This is a genomic window from Pseudomonas sp. GW821-FHT07G06 (genome assembly GCF_058986625.1).
Genome location: NZ_JBYSVW010000011.1, coordinates 72,648 through 87,886, shown reverse-complemented (window position 1 = coordinate 87,886; position 15,239 = coordinate 72,648). Strand labels below are relative to the sequence as shown.

The following is a 15,239-nucleotide window of genomic DNA, read 5'->3' as shown; positions in this document are numbered from 1 at the left end:
CTGACGCCTTCGCGAGCAGGCTCGCTCCCACAGGGTGGCGTCTTATACAAATCCAATGTGGGAGCGAGCCTGCTCGCGAAGAACGATAACGCAGTCTAACTAGTCAACGCTGCGTGGCAATTGCAGGGTCACCCGCAACCCACCCTCACGCAGGTTCTGCAAGCTGACCTCACCACCATGGCTATGGGCAATATTGCGGGCAATCCCCAGTCCCAACCCATACCCCTGCTGCTGCCCGGCCAGACGGAAATGCGGTTCGAACACCTGCTCCAGCCGCTGCTCCGGCACGCCCGGCCCTTCATCATCGACATGCAGGATGAACACGCGGTCATCGTCATCGATGTGCAGGTGCGCGTTCTGCCCGTACTTCAATGCATTGTCGATCAGGTTGCCGATGCAGCGCTTGAGCGCCAGCGGTTTGCCCGGATACGCCGCCAGCGCCCGCCCCTGCTGGGTCACGCGACCATTGCCGTTGGGGGCCAGGTACGGTTCCACCAGGCAGTCGAGCACATGATTGAGGTCCACCGGCTCGATGTTCTCGTGGATGTCGGTGTCCTTCACGCATTGCAACGCGCCCTTGACCAGCAATTCGAGTTCGTCCAGATCGCGTCCGAACTTGGCTTGCAACGTTTCGTCTTCGAGCAATTCAACGCGCAGGCGCAAACGGGTGATCGGCGTGCGCAAGTCGTGGGAGATCGCACTGAACAACTGACTGCGCTCGGTCAGGTAACGGCTGATGCGCTCGCGCATGGTGTTGAAGGCGCGCCCGACCTCGACCACTTCGCTGCCACCGCCCTCGGCCACCGGTTCCACGTCGGCACCCAGCGACAGATCGCGCGCGGCCCGCGCCAGGCGCTTGAGCGGACGACTCTGCCAGTGCACCAGCAGGCCGATGAACAACAGCAGAAAGCCGCTGGTCAGGACGATGAACCACACCTGCTGCGCCGGCAGCCCCTGCTCTTCAAGACTGGTGTAGGGCTCGGGCAGCAGCGAGGCGATGTACAGCCATTCGCCCGGTGCCATCTGGATCTGCGTGACCAGCACCGGCGGGTTCACCGGTTCCAGGGTCAACGCGTAGTGCGCCCAGGAGCGTGGCAACTCATCGAGTTTCAGGCCGCCATTGAAGATGCGCAGGTCTTCCGGGCTGACGAAGGTCACCGAGATGTCCGTGTCCTGGCCGAGGGACTGGCGCAGCACCTCGTCCACCGCCTTGAGCACCGCCTCTTTGCGCGGGGTGATGGGCAGCACTTCCATGCCCAGGGGTTTGTCGTTGAGCGTGACCACGAACCGGGTGCCGCCCATGCTGCGCAACTGATCGAGCACCAGGGGCCGAAACGCCACCGGCAACGAACGGAAATAGCTGACACTGGCGGTCATCGAATGGGCCAGGCTGCGGGCGCTGGTAACCAGGCCCTCGAGCTGCGTGGCGCGCAATTGCGACACCCAGATCACACTCGACAGCGCCTGGGCGAACAACACGGCAAGCAAGGTCAACAGCAACATCCGCCCGAGCAGCGAACGCGGCATCGGTACCCTGGCGGCGAGCTTGCGCAACATCTCAGTGGCCATTGCCGGCAACCACATTGGCCGCCAGTTGGTAGCCGCTGCCACGTACGGTGCGGATCAACCGTGGCGGTTTTTCCGTGTCGCGCAGGCGCTGGCGCAACCGGCTGACCGCCATGTCGACGATGCGATCCAGCGGCATCAATTCACGGCCACGAGTCGCGTTGCCGATGGTGTCGCGGTCGAGGATTTCCTGCGGATGATCGAGGAACAGTTTCAGCAGTGCGAAGTCGGCCCCCGAGAGAATCACCTCTTCGCCATCGATGTGAAACAACCGATGGCTGACCATGTCCAGGCGCCAGTCATCGAAGGCCAGCACCTCACCGCCGTTACGCTCCTGACCGAACTGCGCGCGGCGCAGCAACGCCTTGATCCGCGCCTGCAATTCCCGTGGGCTGAACGGCTTGCCGAGGTAATCGTCGGCACCCAGCTCCAGGCCGATGACACGGTCGGCTTCGTCGGAACTGGCGGTGAGCATGATGATCGGCACCTGCGCCTGGCGCGGATGCTGGCGAATCCAGCGACACAGGCTGAAGCCGTCTTCGTCGGGCAGCATCACGTCAAGGATCACCAGGTCGGCCGGCGCCTCGTTCAGCGCCTGGCGAAAACCGGCGCCATCGGCAGTGGCACGCACCTGGAACCCGGCGCGAGTCAGGTAGGTGTCCAGCAACTCGCGTATCTCTTGATCGTCATCGACCAACAAAATCGACTTGTTGACTGAGCTCACGGGGCGGCGTCCTTGTTGTTTGAATTGGGCGGATTATGCCTGATGCACTGATTCTACAAACACCACAGAAACAACTGTGGGAGCGAGCCTGCTCGCGAAAGCGGTTTTACATTCAACACATTCGTTGACTGACACACCGCATTCGCGAGCAGGCTCGCTCCCACATTTTGATCGCATTTTCAAACCGGAATAGATTGCTCCAGCGCTACACCGGCACCGACGAGGCCCGAATACGGCGCCGTCACCAGCCACACCGGAATCCCCTTGAAGTAATCGCTCATGCAACCCTTGTCGGCGAAGCAGCGGGCGAAACCGCTTTCGAGGAAGAAATCGGCAAACCGTGGAATCACCCCGCCAACGATGTACACGCCACCGCGTCCGCCGCTGGTCAGCACGTTGTTGCCCGCCACGCGACCGAGCCAGCAGCAGAACTGCTCAAGCACTTCCACGGCAATCGGGTCGCCCGCCAGCCCGGCGGCGGTGATGGCTTCCGGCGTGTCGAGCACAGGCGTGTGCCCGTCCACCGCACAGATCGCCCGGTAGACGCGGGGCAAGCCGCCGCCGCTCAACGCCGTTTCAGCACTGACATGGCCGATCTCGTTGAAGATGTGCTGCCACAGTTGGGTTTCACGCGGGCTGCTCAATGGCAGGTCGACGTGGCCGCCCTCCCCTGGCAACGCAGCAAACCGGCCCTCGCCCAGATCGAGCAAGGTGCCGACACCCAGGCCGGTGCCCGGACCGATCACCACGGCCGGGCGCAACGGCTCCGGCATGCCTTCGCAGACCACGCGGAATTCGCCGGGCTGCAAACGGGTCATGCCCAGGGCCATGGCCGAGAAGTCGTTGACCAGCAACAGTTGATCCACCTGCAAGGTCTGGCAGAAACCCTTGCGGCTCAGGCGCCAGTGATTGTTGGTGAACTTGAACTCATCGCCACTGACGGGACCGGCCACCGACAGGCACACCGAACCGATCGAACCCGGTGCCAGCCCCAGACCGTTGAGGTAGAGGCTGATCGCTTCTTCCGGGCTGGGGAAGTCCGCCGTTGCCAGCACTTGGACCGATTCCAGCTGCTGGTTTTTCCACAACGCGAAACGTGCGTTGGTCCCACCGATGTCACCGACCAAAGCCAGTTTCAATTAAGCGTCTCCAGGGCAGAAGTAAAGGCGCTGGCGCCCTGCTCCGCCGAGCTGAAGGCCATGCGCATGAAACCAAACAGTTCGCGACCGGTGCCGATGTTGTTGCCCAACAGGCCCTTGGCCGGCGTGCGCGCTGCGAATTCTTCGGCGTCCACCTTAAGCTCCAGGGTGCCTTTGACGCCATCGACGCGGATGATATCGCCCTCTTGCACCCGCGCCAAAGCGCCGCCGACATAAGCTTCGGGGCTGACGTGAATGGCCGCCGGAATTTTCCCCGACGCCCCGGACATGCGTCCGTCAGTCACCAGCGCCACCTTGAAGCCGCGGTCCTGCAACACGCCGAGGAACGGCGTCATCTTGTGCAGTTCGGGCATGCCGTTGGAGCGCGGCCCCTGGAAGCGCATCACCGCGACAAAATCCTTCTCCAGCAAACCGGCCTTGAATGCATCGGCCAGGTCCTGCTGATCCTGGAACACCATGGCCGGCGCTTCGACAATCTGGTTTTCCACGGCGACGGCAGAGACTTTCATCACCCCGCGACCGAGGTTGCCTTCCATCACACGCAGGCCACCTTCGGCCGAGAATGCACGGGCGACCGGACGCAGGATGCTTTCATCGAGGCTGTCGGTCACGCCTTCGCGCCACACCAGCTCGCCGCTGTCGAGGAACGGCTCCTGGGTATAGCGGCTCAGGCCGTGGCCCATCACGGTGTTGACGTTTTCGTGGAGCAGCCCGGCTTCCAGCAGTTCGCGGATCAGGAACGACATGCCGCCCGCAGCCTGGAAGTGGTTGATGTCGGCCTTGCCGTTCGGGTAGACGTGGCTCAGGGTCGGCACCACCTCGGAGAGGTCGGCCATGTCCTGCCAGGTCAGTTGAATGCCCGCCGCCATGGCGATGGCCGGCATGTGCAGGGTGTGGTTGGTCGAGCCGCCGGTGGCGTGCAGCGCGACAATCGAGTTGACCAGCGAACGCTCGTCGACGATTTCGCCGATCGGCATGAAGTCGCCATTCTGTTTGGTCAGGCGCGTGACCTGGTGCGCCGCCTCGCGGGTCAGGGCATCACGCAGCGGCGTGTTCGGGTTGACGAAGGACGCGCCCGGCAGGTGCAGGCCCATGACTTCCATCAGCAGCTGGTTGGTGTTGGCGGTGCCGTAGAAGGTGCAGGTGCCAGGGCTGTGGTAGGACTTCATCTCCGATTCCAGCAGCTCCTCGCGGGTCGCCTTGCCTTCGGCGTATTTCTGGCGCACGTCGGCTTTCTGCTTGTTGGAAATGCCCGAGACCATCGGCCCGCCCGGCACGAAGATCATCGGCAGATGGCCGAAGCGCAGCGCGCCCATCATCAGCCCCGGCACGATCTTGTCGCAGATGCCGAGCAGCAGCGCGCCGTCGAACATGTTGTGGGACAGCGCCACGGCGGTGGACAGCGCGATCACTTCGCGGCTCGGCAGGCTCAGCTCCATGCCCGGCTCGCCCTGGGTCACGCCATCGCACATGGCCGGTGTGCCACCGGCGAACTGGCCGACGGAGCCGATTTCGCGCAGGGCCTTTTTGATCAGTTCCGGAAAGACTTCATACGGCTGGTGCGCCGAGAGCATGTCGTTATATGACGAAACAATCGCGATGTTCGCGGCGTTCATCATCCGCAGGCTGTGCTTGTCGTCGCTGCCGCAACCGGCCACGCCATGGGCGAAGTTGGCGCATTGCAGCTTGCCGCGCATCGGACCGTCGCTGGCCGCACCGCGAATCAATGCAAGGTAAGCCTCACGCGTGGCGCGACTGCGGGCGATAAGCCGTTCGGTGACCTCAAGGACGCGGGGATGCATGTGTAGAACTCCAGGCTAACGGATGTGGCGACCTGATTGTCTATGCTGATCAAAGGCCGGTGTCGATGGGATGACAGACGGTTTTCTTGATCGGTTGGACCAGTTGATTCAGGTCGCTCGTTGTAGATTGAACAAAATATTGCCATCAAAAAGGCTTGTTTTCTATTTTTTTGCGAATAATCTTGTAATTCCAACAACAAAACGACGGTAGCGCCGCAATATGACTCTTCGAATCGCAATCAATGGTTTTGGCCGCATCGGCCGTAATGTCCTGCGCGCACTCTATACCCAGGGCTACCGTCAGGATCTGCAGATCGTCGCCATCAACGACCTGGGCGACAGCGCGATCAATGCTCATCTACTCAAGTACGACACCGTTCACGGCACGTTCGATGCCGATGTCCAGCACGACCAGGAGAGCCTGACAGTCAACGGTGACCGCATTTCGGTCAGCGCCATCCGCAACCCGGCCGACCTGCCCTGGGCCGCGGAAAAGATTGATGTGGTGTTCGAATGCACCGGCCTGTTCACCGACCGGGCCAAAGCCGCCGCGCATATTACGGCCGGCGCGCGCAAAGTGATTATCTCGGCCCCGGCCAAAGGCGCCGATGCCACCGTGGTTTACGGGGTGAACCACGACATTCTGCGCCAGTCGCACCAGATCATTTCCAACGCGTCGTGCACCACCAACTGTCTGGCCCCGGTGGCCCAGGTGCTGCACCGCGAGCTGGGCATCGAAAGCGGTCTGATGACCACCATTCATGCCTACACCAACGACCAGCACCTGACCGACGTCTATCACGTCGATCCATACCGCGCCCGTTCGGCCACCCAGAACATGATTCCGAGCAAGACCGGTGCTGCTGAAGCAGTGGGCCTGGTGCTGCCGGAACTGGCGGGCAAATTGACCGGCATGTCGGTGCGCGTCCCGGTGATCAATGTGTCGCTGGTGGACCTGACCGTGCAGCTCAAGCGCGAAGCGTCGGCCGATGAGGTCAATGCGCTGATGAAAGAGGCCAGCCAGCACTCGAAGATCCTTGGGTACAACACCCTGCCGCTGGTCTCCAGCGACTTCAACCACAACCCCCTGTCGTCGATCTTCGACGCCAACCACACCAAGTCCAGCGGCAAACTGCTCAAGGTCCTGGCCTGGTACGACAACGAGTGGGGCTTCTCCAACCGCATGCTCGATAACTGCCTGGCGCTGTGTAACGCCGAGTAAAGCACTGCCTATTCACCTGTAGGAGCTGCCGAAGGCTGCGATCTTTTGATCTTGATTTTCAAAAGACCAAGATCAAAAGATCGCAGCCTTCGGCAGCTCCTACACAGGGATTTGCAACACCTCACAGGCGTCTGGAGCAGCACGCAATGATCGGCATTACTTTCGGCGGCAACGCCGGGTAAAGCACCGCCTGTTCACCTGTAGGAGCTGCCGCAGGCTGCGATCTTTTGATCTTGAATTTCAAAAGACCAAGATCAAAAGATCGCAGCCTGCGGCAGCTCCTACACGGGTATTTGGAACATCTCTAAGGCGTCTGGAGCAGCATGCAATGATCGGCATTACTTTTACGCAAAAGACTCTGGCGGCGCGCAAGCGTATCGCCCTGGTTGCCCATGACCACTGCAAGGTGTTCTTGCTCGACTGGGCCGAACGGCAGAAAGACAAGCTGGCCCAGCATGATCTGGTCGCTACCGGCACCACGGGGTTGTTGTTGCAACAACGCCTCGACCTGCCCGTGGAAAGCATGATTAGTGGCCCCCTGGGCGGCGACCAGCAGCTCGGTGCGCAAATCGCCGAGCAGCGGGTCGACATGCTGGTGTTCTTCTGGGACCCGTTCGAGCCACAACCCCACGACCCGGATATCAAGGCATTGCTGCGGGTCGCAGCCGTGTGGAACATCCCGGTGGCGTGCAACGAATGCAGCGCCGACTACCTGCTCAGCAGCCCGTTGATGGATCAGGCGCATCCTCATCGGATTCCCGATTACGCGAGCTATCTGCAGGGTCGCGCGTAAAGCTTCACAAATCAGTGCTTGACCATTCGAGTAGATGATAAGCATTATCATTCACTCGAAATGGATCAGGTTCTCCCGTGAGTCAGTCGCGCTTCAACCACGTTTTCCTCGCCCAGCGCACCTCCCTGCTGCGCACGCTGGAGCGGATGGTCAACAATCACAGCACCGCTGAAGACCTCCTGCAGGAAACCTACCTGCGGGTGACCCGTGCATTGAGCGAACGGGCCATCGATCATCTTGAGCCCTTTGTCTTCCAGACGGCGCGCAACCTGGCGCTGGACCATTTGCGCGCACGGCGCATCCATTCGCGCACCATGGTCGACGACGTACCGCAAGAGGTGGTGCACAGCGTCGCCGCCCCCACCAGCAGCGCCGAAGACGCCGCCCACGCCGAACAATTGCTGGAGCGCCTGAACGTGAGCCTCAGTGAACTCAGCGCCCGCCAACAGCGGATTTTCATCCTCAGCCGCCTGCACGGGCATAGCTACCAGGAGATCGCCGACGAGCTGAACGTATCCCTCAGTACTGTGCAGAAAGAGCTCAAACTGATCATGTCGATCTGCATCGGGGTTGCAGAACGGCATGACGGCAGCGGCAAGCTATAAGCTGCAAGTCAATCCAGAAACCAACTTTAGCTTGCGGCTTGCGGCTTGCAGCTTAAAACTGCTTCTCAAAAGCCCCTGCCGAGGAAACACCGTGACGGACAACCACCGCTCCCCTGAGCCTTCACCGGCGCAGGATCCCGCAAGTGCGATGGACCAGGCCCTGGACTGGCTGATCGTGCTCGGCAGTCCCGACGAGGAGCAGACCCGCCAGTTCCAGGCGTGGCTTGACGCCGATCCGTTGAATGCCCAGGCGTTCGCCAAGGCCCAGGCGATCTGGGACGGCCCGCAAGTGGCGCAATGCGCGCAAAGCCTGGCTGCCCGTCCCGCGAAAGTCACGGTCCTCGCCCGCCTGCGTCCGCACTGGAAACCGCTGGCCACCGCCGCCGTGCTGCTGCTCGGTCTGTTCAGTTTCAGCAACCTGCCGATGCGCCTGCAGGCCGATCACCTGACCGTGGTCGGCGAGCGCCAGCGCCTGCAACTGGAAGACGGCTCCAAAGTCCTGCTCAATACCAATTCGGCGTTCTCAAGCACCATCAACGATCAACAACGCGTTGCCCGCCTGTATCAGGGTGAAGCGTTTTTCGAAGTGCAGGCCAATCGCAATCAGCCACTGGAAATCGACGCCGGTCCGGTCACGGCCAGCGTTCGCGATACCGCGTTTGCCGTGCGTTACCTCGACGGCGTGGCACAGGTGCGGGTGCAGCGCGGGGATGTCGACTTGCGCGCCACCCGTGACGATGCGCGGGTGCGTTTGTCCGCCGGGGAAAGCATTCGCATCGGCCCCAACGGCTTCGACCGCCCGGCCAAGCTGGATGCCGCCACCGACCTGGCGTGGGTCCAGGGGCGACTGGTGTTTGAAAACTGCCCGTTGAACCAGGTGCTGGCGGAACTTCGCCGCTACTACCCGGGCTGGATCATCAACAACAACGAACAGTTGGCCGATGTCGCCGTGACCGGCAACTACCGCCTCGATCAGCCACTGGATGTGGTTCGCTCCCTGGCCCACATCACCTCGGCACGGCTTCAGGAATTCCCGGCGCTGGTCATCTTGAACTGAATGAGAATTATTTTTACTCGATAGCCAAACCCTGTACGTCTCGTTATAGCCAATGCAATTGATTCGCATCTCACCATGCCAATCAGCACCTATAAAGATTCGTGCGACACGGAGCGCTATCGATGTCCTCTCGCCTCACCCGCCCAGCCACCTCACCTTCCCGCATGCTGTCGCTGCTGACCGCTGCCATCCTGATGGCCGGTGCCGCACCGCTCATGGCCGCCACCGCCACCGAGCCGTCGACTCGCAAAATGGGCGACTACGCGTTCGCCATTCCCCAACAGTCTCTGGTATCGGCACTCAATGCCTTTACCGCTGTGACCGGCTGGCAGGTCGGCGTGTCGTCGGAGCTGGCGCAAGGTGTGGCTTCACCGGGCGTCCGTGGTTCGCTGTCGCCGGAGAAAGCCCTGGATCGCCTGTTGGTGGGGACCAACCTGAGTTATCGCAAACTGGGCAATAACAGCATCGTGCTGGAAAAGCGCAGCGCTAGCAGTGCCCTCAATCTGGATCAGGTCACCATCAGCGCCACCCGTAACGAGCAGGATGTGAACAGCGTACCGAGCACGGTCTCTGTCTACACGCGCGAAGATCTGGACCGCAACAACGTCAACACCATCAAGGAACTGGTGCGCTACGAACCCGGCGTTTCGGTCGGCGGCGCAGGCCAGCGCGCCGGCATCACCGGCTACAACATTCGCGGCATCGATGGCGACCGCGTGCTGACCCAGGTCGACGGGGTGCAGGTGCCCGACGGTTTCTTCAACGGCCCGTATGCCCAGACCAACCGCAACTATGTCGACCCGGAAATCGTCAAGCGCGTGGAAATCCTCCGGGGCCCGGCGTCGGTGCTGTATGGCAGCAACGCCATTGGCGGTGCGGTCAGCTACTACACGCTGGACCCGGACGACATCATCAAACCGGGCAAGGATGTCGGTGCACGCCTGAAAACCGGCTACAGCTCCGCCGATGAAAGCTGGCTGACGTCCGGCACCGTCGCCGGCCGCAACGGCGAGTTCGATGGCCTGTTGCACTTCAGTCAACGCAACGGTCATGAAACAGAGTCCTATGGAGAAACCGGCGGCACTGGCCTGAACCGTACTGAAGCCAACCCCCAGGACGCTCGCACCACCAGCGTGCTGGCAAAACTGGGCTGGGATTACGCCGACGACGCTCGATTGGGCCTGACCTACGAGCACTACAAGGACGACCGCGACACCAATCAATTGAGCGCGGTGGGCGGCCCGTTCAATGCCGGACGCGGTTTCGGCTTCTACAAGTCCCGCACCGGCAACGATACGATCACCCGCGAACGCTTTGGCCTGGAACACAGCTTCGGCCTGGACAGTGCACTGGCTGACAACATCAAGTGGACCCTGAACTACCAGATCGCCAAGACCGACCAGACCACCGAAGAAATCTACGCGCCGTCGCGGACCGTGCTGCGTAACCGCGATACCACTTACAAGGATCGCCAATGGGTATTCGATGCCCAGGTCGACAAGTCGTTTGCCATCGCCGACACCGAACACTTCGTCACCTATGGCACCACCATCAAGCAGGACAAAATCACCGGCCTGCGTACCGGTACCGGCACTTGCCTGACCGTGGCCGGCGCCTGCCGGGTCATCGGCGCCCCCAGCGTCACCGACACGCTGACACCGGCCAGTGACTTCCCGGACCCGGCCATCAACAGCTACGCCCTGTTCGCCCAGGATCAGATCAGCTGGGGCAACTGGACCTTCCTGCCCGGTGCACGCTACGACTACACCCAGCTCAAGCCGCACATCACCGAAGAGTTCCTGGCCACCGCCGACCAGAGCGGCAACGGCACGGTGAGCGACGAGACCAAGACCTGGCATCGCCTGTCGCCGAAGTTCGGCACCACCTACAGCTTCAACGATAACTACACCTGGTACGGCCAATACGCCGAAGGCTTCCGCACCCCGACCGCCAAGGCGTTGTATGGCCGTTTCGAAAACCTCGCCGGTGGCTATCGGGTCGCGCCTAATCCGGACCTCGAACCGGAAAAGAGCAAAAGCTACGAGACCGGTTTGCGCGGCAACTTCGAGCAGGGCTCATTTGACGTAGCCGTGTTCTACAACAAATACCGCGACTTCATCGACGAGAACGCCATCACGCCCGGCTACACCGAGACCACGTTCCAGAGCAACAACATCAAGCACGCCACCATCAAGGGTGCCGAGGTCAAGGGACGCCTGAACCTCGACGCCTTCGGCGCGCCGCAAGGCCTCTACACCCAGGGCTCGGTGGCCTATGCCTACGGTCGCAACGACGACAGCGGCGAGCCGCTCAACAGCGTCAACCCGCTGACCGGCGTGTTCGGCTTCGGTTACGAGCAGGACACCTACGGCGGTTTGCTCAACTGGACACTGGTGAAGAAGAAGGATCGCGTCGACAGCAGCACCTTCAAGACCCCGGACGGCACCAGCACCCAGTTCAAGACCCCGGGCTTCGGCATTCTGGATCTGAGCGCGTTCTACAAGGTGACCGACGACGTGACCGTCAGCGGCGGCGTCTACAACCTGACCGACAAGAAGTACTGGCTGTGGGATGACGTGCGCGGTTACGACAGTGTCGGCGAAGCCTCGGTGACCCAACCGGCCAACCTCGACCGCCTGACCCAGCCGGGTCGCAACTTCGCGGTCAACCTGATCTGGGATATCTGATCCGCTCATCTCTCCGGGCGGTTTCATCAAGCCGCCCGGTGAGGATTTTTTTACTGTCAGGCGCCGTCCTGTTCGTCTCGTTACCAAGCGCCTCTTCTTTCTCCAAGGAATTGCCATGACTACCCAGGCCACCGAACAACGCCACAACTTGCGTTCGCAGCGTTTGAACCAGATCACCCACGAGCCGCACAGCAAGCTCGATGCGCTGGTCAAGGCCCACTCCCCGTTTGAAACCCAGGCCAGTTTCGCCCGCTTCGTGGTGGCGCAGTACCTGTTCCAGTCGGAACTGGTGTCGCTGTACAACGATGCCGAACTGACCGCCATCGTCCCGGACCTGCCGGCCCGCTGCCGCGCCGATGCGGCCAAGGCTGACCTGGCGGACCTGGACACCGACATACCGGCACCTGTCGCCGGCGCCCTGAAGAACCCGACCAAGGCCCAGGCCCTGGGCTGGCTCTTCGTCTCCGAAGGCTCGAAGCTCGGTGCAGCGTTCCTGATCAAGCGTGCCGTGGGCCTTGGCCTGAGTGAAACCTTTGGTGCCCGTCACCTCGGCGAACCGGCCGGCGGCCGCGCGGAAGGCTGGAAAAGCTTTGTCAAAACCCTGGACGGCCTTGAGTTCAGCGCCCAGGAAGAAGCCGAAGTAGAGAAAGGCGCCCTCGACGCGTTCAACCGCTTCACCGTGTTGCTGGAGCAGGCTTATTCGACAACTGCCGAACCGGCCTGAGACATCTAACCCCTGTGGGAGCGGGCTTGCCCGCGATGGCGGCTTCGCATCCAATAGAGATGCTGAGTTGTAAATTGCTATCGCGGGCAAGCCCGCTCCCACAGGGTCCGAGCAAGTCCACTGGATCCCGATCAAGCCTCAACACCTGCCTTGAGCCCATGCCCACCTCTTCCAGACTCTCCCGCCTCCTCTTCGGCCTGCTGGCCTATGTCAGCCTGGGCATCGGCCTGATCGCGATCGTCATTCCCGGTCTGCCGACCACCGAGTTCATCCTGCTGGCCGCCTGGGCCGCGACCCGCAGTTCGCCGCGCCTGAGTGCCTGGCTGGAACACCACCGGCTGTTCGGCCCCATCCTCCTTAACTGGCGCAACGGCAAGGTCATCGCGCGCCGGGCCAAGGTCAGTGCCACCGTCAGCATGCTGGTATGCGCCAGTCTCATGTTGGTGATGCTCGAGCACGACTGGCCGATCTACCTGGCGATTGCCGGGATGGGGCTGGGCAACCTGTGGATCTGGTCACGACCGGAATCACTGCCGCAACCCGCCTGAACTCCCCCCGCGCTTTTTCCTCTTTTTACCCCCATTTTCGGCACATTTTTCTGCGCAAACGTTCAACCGCTACCGTTCGTCGGCAGCCCATTCATGTAACCTGGCCATCACGCCGATGTGCATTGAATGGCGCTAAATGGATTTAGCCAGTGAGCCGCAATGGCTCGCAGCCAACACTTCATCCATTCGCGAGTTCGCCCTATGTTCGACTCACTGTCCATCCGCCTGAAAATCGTCCTGCTGTCCGGTCTGTGCCTGCTGGGGGTAGTCGCCCTGATAGTGGGCATGAACATCTACCAGACCAATCAGAACGATGATCTGGTCAGCGATTCCAGCAGCAGAATGCTCACCGCCAGTGTGCAGGATCTGCTGCAGGCCAAGGCCGCCGAGCAGGCGGTGCGGGTGCAGAAGACCTTCGGTGAAACCCTGACGGTGGTGACCGCCCTCGCGGACCAGATCCAGGACATGCGCAACCTGGCCGCCAAGCGCTCGCTCGAGCCCGGCGTCTTGCGAGAAGAGCTGAACGAGAACCTGAAAACCGCCTTCGAACGCAACGACAAGGTGCTGGGCATCTGGCTGGCCTTCGAACCCAACGGCCTGGACGGCAAGGACAGCGAGTTCGTCAACGACGCCGCCCGTCAATCCAACGAGATCGGGCGTTTCGCTACGTACTGGAGCCGCGCCGGGGGTGATGCCCTCAACACGATCATGGTCGAAGAGGACATGACCAAGACCACCCTGAACCTCAGCGGCAATCCGTACAACGTCTGGTACACCTGCCCGCGGGACAGCAAGCGCATCTGCCTGCTCGACCCCTATGCCGATACGGTCGGCAACAAGGAAATGTTGATGACCACCATTTCCGTCCCGCTGCTGGTGGATGGCAAGTCCATCGGCGTGGTCGGTATCGACATCGCCCTCGACGCCCTGCAAGCGGCGGCGGTCGAGTCTCAGCGCGACCTGTTCAACAGTGCCGGGCACATGCTCATCGTTTCCGGCACTGGCGTGCTGGCCGCCTACAGTGTCGATGCCGGCAAGGTCGGCAAGAGCATCGGCGACACCCTGGGCGCCGACGGCAAGAACATCCTGCAACTGCTTGGCAGCGGTGCACCGAAGATACTCCAGCAAGGCGACCTGATCCGTGCGGTGTACCCGGTCAGCCCGATTGCCGATGCCAAGGCCTGGGCCGTGGTGATCGACTTGCCCAAACAAGTGCTGCTGGCCGACTCGGTGAAGCTGCAAGCGGTACTCGACGATGCCCAGCAAAGTGGCACGATCAAGGCCTTGTCGGTGGCGGTGATTGCCGGTGTGATCGGCCTGCTGCTGATGTGGCTCACGGCGACCGGCGTGACCCAACCGATCAACAGCGTGGCGCAAATGCTCAAGGCGATTGCCAGTGGCGACGGTGACCTGACCCAGCGCCTGCACTACAGCAAGCAGGACGAACTGGGCGAACTGGTGAGCTGGTTCAACCGCTTCCTCGACAAGCTGCAACCGACCATAGCGCAGATCAAGCAAAGCATCACCGATGCCCGTGGCACGGCCGACCAGTCTTCGGAAATCGCACGCCAGACCAGTGAAGGCATGCAGGTGCAGTTCCGCGAAATCGACCAGGTCGCCACCGCGTCCAACGAAATGAGCGCCACGGCCCACGATGTCGCCAACAGCGCCTCTAACGCGGCCAACGCCGCCAAAGGTGCCGACCAGTCGGCCCGCGACGGCATGTCGATCATCGAACGCAGCACCCGCGACATCAATCAACTGGCCGACGAAGTCAGCAAGGCCGTGACCGAAGTCGAAGCCTTGGCGGTGAACAGCGAACAGATCGGCTCGGTGCTGGAAGTGATCCGCAGCATCGCCGAGCAAACCAATCTGCTGGCCCTCAACGCGGCGATTGAAGCGGCCCGTGCCGGCGAAAGCGGTCGCGGCTTCGCGGTGGTCGCCGATGAAGTGCGCAACCTGGCCAAACGTACCCAGGATTCGGTGGAGGAAATTCGCCTGGTGATCGAACGCATCCAGTCCGGTACCCGCGGTGTGGTCGCCACCATGCACTCGAGCCAGACCCAGGCCCACAGCAACGCCGGGCAGATCCAGCAGGCGGTCCAGGCCCTGAGCAAAATCAGCGACGCGGTCACCGTGATCAGCGACATGAACCTGCAAATCGCCAGCGCCGCCGAGCAGCAAAGCGCCGTCGCCGAAGAGGTCAACCGCAATGTCTCGGCGATCCGCACCGTCACCGAAACCCTGACCGGCCAGGCCACCGAGTCGGCGCAGATCAGCAGCCAGCTCAACACCCTGACCACCCACCAGATGAAGTTGATGGATCAGTTCCGCGTTTAAAAAAATCGCCA

General features: G+C 61.8%; 12 protein-coding genes and 1 pseudogene. 9 read left to right on the top strand and 4 right to left on the bottom strand.

Annotated elements, in window-relative coordinates; all coding sequences use genetic code 11:
* Window positions 1–99: 99 nt before the first annotated feature.
* From AC3WJW_RS19200 to edd, 4 genes are all read right to left on the bottom strand, one after another.
* On the bottom strand, window positions 100–1,569 hold the full coding sequence (locus AC3WJW_RS19200; RefSeq protein WP_493726999.1) for an ATP-binding protein: 1,470 nt from the start codon (window positions 1,567–1,569) through the stop codon (window positions 100–102).
* Window positions 1,559–2,290, bottom strand: coding sequence for a response regulator (locus tag AC3WJW_RS19195; protein WP_007974429.1), 732 nt, complete (start codon window positions 2,288–2,290; stop codon window positions 1,559–1,561). Before AC3WJW_RS19195 ends, AC3WJW_RS19200 begins: the two co-directional genes overlap by 11 nt.
* Window positions 2,291–2,469: 179 nt before the next feature.
* Window positions 2,470–3,429 carry a glucokinase gene (locus AC3WJW_RS19190; RefSeq protein WP_493726998.1) on the bottom strand — a complete coding sequence of 320 codons (960 nt, stop codon included), beginning with the start codon at window positions 3,427–3,429 and terminating at the stop codon, window positions 2,470–2,472.
* The gene (edd, locus tag AC3WJW_RS19185; protein WP_493726997.1) at window positions 3,426–5,252 is read right to left on the bottom strand and encodes a phosphogluconate dehydratase; all 1,827 of its coding nucleotides are present in this window, start codon (window positions 5,250–5,252) and stop codon (window positions 3,426–3,428) included. The genes AC3WJW_RS19190 and edd overlap by 4 nt, the downstream gene beginning before the upstream one ends.
* 220 nt (window positions 5,253–5,472) lie before the next feature.
* Between edd and gap the strand changes: the two genes are divergently transcribed.
* The 9 genes and pseudogenes from gap (at window position 5,473) to AC3WJW_RS19140 (ending at window position 15,228) form a co-directional block, all read left to right on the top strand.
* The gene (gap, locus tag AC3WJW_RS19180; RefSeq protein WP_007974423.1) at window positions 5,473–6,474 is read left to right on the top strand and encodes a type I glyceraldehyde-3-phosphate dehydrogenase; all 1,002 of its coding nucleotides are present in this window, start codon (window positions 5,473–5,475) and stop codon (window positions 6,472–6,474) included.
* A 328-nt stretch (window positions 6,475–6,802) separates the two neighbouring features.
* Complete coding sequence (locus tag AC3WJW_RS19175) at window positions 6,803–7,267, top strand: methylglyoxal synthase (RefSeq protein ID WP_116582949.1); 465 nt, start codon at window positions 6,803–6,805, stop codon at window positions 7,265–7,267.
* A gap of 77 nt (window positions 7,268–7,344) precedes the next feature.
* Entirely contained in the window at window positions 7,345–7,872 is a 528-nt protein-coding gene (locus AC3WJW_RS19170; protein WP_102700505.1) for an RNA polymerase sigma factor, read from the top strand.
* A gap of 91 nt (window positions 7,873–7,963) precedes the next feature.
* Window positions 7,964–8,929 (top strand): FecR family protein, encoded by a 966-nt coding sequence (locus AC3WJW_RS19165; RefSeq protein WP_493726996.1) that lies wholly within the window; start codon window positions 7,964–7,966, stop codon window positions 8,927–8,929.
* 122 nt (window positions 8,930–9,051) lie between these two features.
* Entirely contained in the window at window positions 9,052–11,616 is a 2,565-nt protein-coding gene (locus AC3WJW_RS19160; protein WP_493726995.1) for a TonB-dependent receptor, read from the top strand.
* Between the two features lie 115 nt (window positions 11,617–11,731).
* Complete coding sequence (locus AC3WJW_RS19155) at window positions 11,732–12,340, top strand: biliverdin-producing heme oxygenase (protein WP_493726994.1); 609 nt, start codon at window positions 11,732–11,734, stop codon at window positions 12,338–12,340.
* Window positions 12,341–12,498: 158 nt separating this feature from the next.
* The gene (locus tag AC3WJW_RS19150; protein ID WP_493726993.1) at window positions 12,499–12,888 is read left to right on the top strand and encodes a YbaN family protein; all 390 of its coding nucleotides are present in this window, start codon (window positions 12,499–12,501) and stop codon (window positions 12,886–12,888) included.
* Window positions 12,889–13,047: 159 nt separating this feature from the next.
* A pseudogene (locus tag AC3WJW_RS19145) lies at window positions 13,048–14,370 on the top strand (methyl-accepting chemotaxis protein); the annotation flags it as partial.
* 102 nt (window positions 14,371–14,472) lie between these two features.
* Window positions 14,473–15,228 (top strand): methyl-accepting chemotaxis protein, encoded by a 756-nt coding sequence (locus tag AC3WJW_RS19140; protein WP_376739137.1) that lies wholly within the window; start codon window positions 14,473–14,475, stop codon window positions 15,226–15,228.
* Window positions 15,229–15,239 lie beyond the last annotated feature (11 nt).

Coding starts and splice junctions, on each gene's coding strand:
- AC3WJW_RS19160 (WP_493726995.1), top strand. CDS start 9,052: ATGTCCTCTCGCCTCACCCGCCCAGCCACCTCACCTTCCCGCATGCTG.
- AC3WJW_RS19200 (WP_493726999.1), bottom strand. CDS start 1,569: ATGGCCACTGAGATGTTGCGCAAGCTCGCCGCCAGGGTACCGATGCCG.
- AC3WJW_RS19175 (WP_116582949.1), top strand. CDS start 6,803: ATGATCGGCATTACTTTTACGCAAAAGACTCTGGCGGCGCGCAAGCGT.
- edd (WP_493726997.1), bottom strand. CDS start 5,252: ATGCATCCCCGCGTCCTTGAGGTCACCGAACGGCTTATCGCCCGCAGT.
- AC3WJW_RS19155 (WP_493726994.1), top strand. CDS start 11,732: ATGACTACCCAGGCCACCGAACAACGCCACAACTTGCGTTCGCAGCGT.
- AC3WJW_RS19140 (WP_376739137.1), top strand. CDS start 14,473: ATGCAGGTGCAGTTCCGCGAAATCGACCAGGTCGCCACCGCGTCCAAC.
- gap (WP_007974423.1), top strand. CDS start 5,473: ATGACTCTTCGAATCGCAATCAATGGTTTTGGCCGCATCGGCCGTAAT.
- AC3WJW_RS19150 (WP_493726993.1), top strand. CDS start 12,499: ATGCCCACCTCTTCCAGACTCTCCCGCCTCCTCTTCGGCCTGCTGGCC.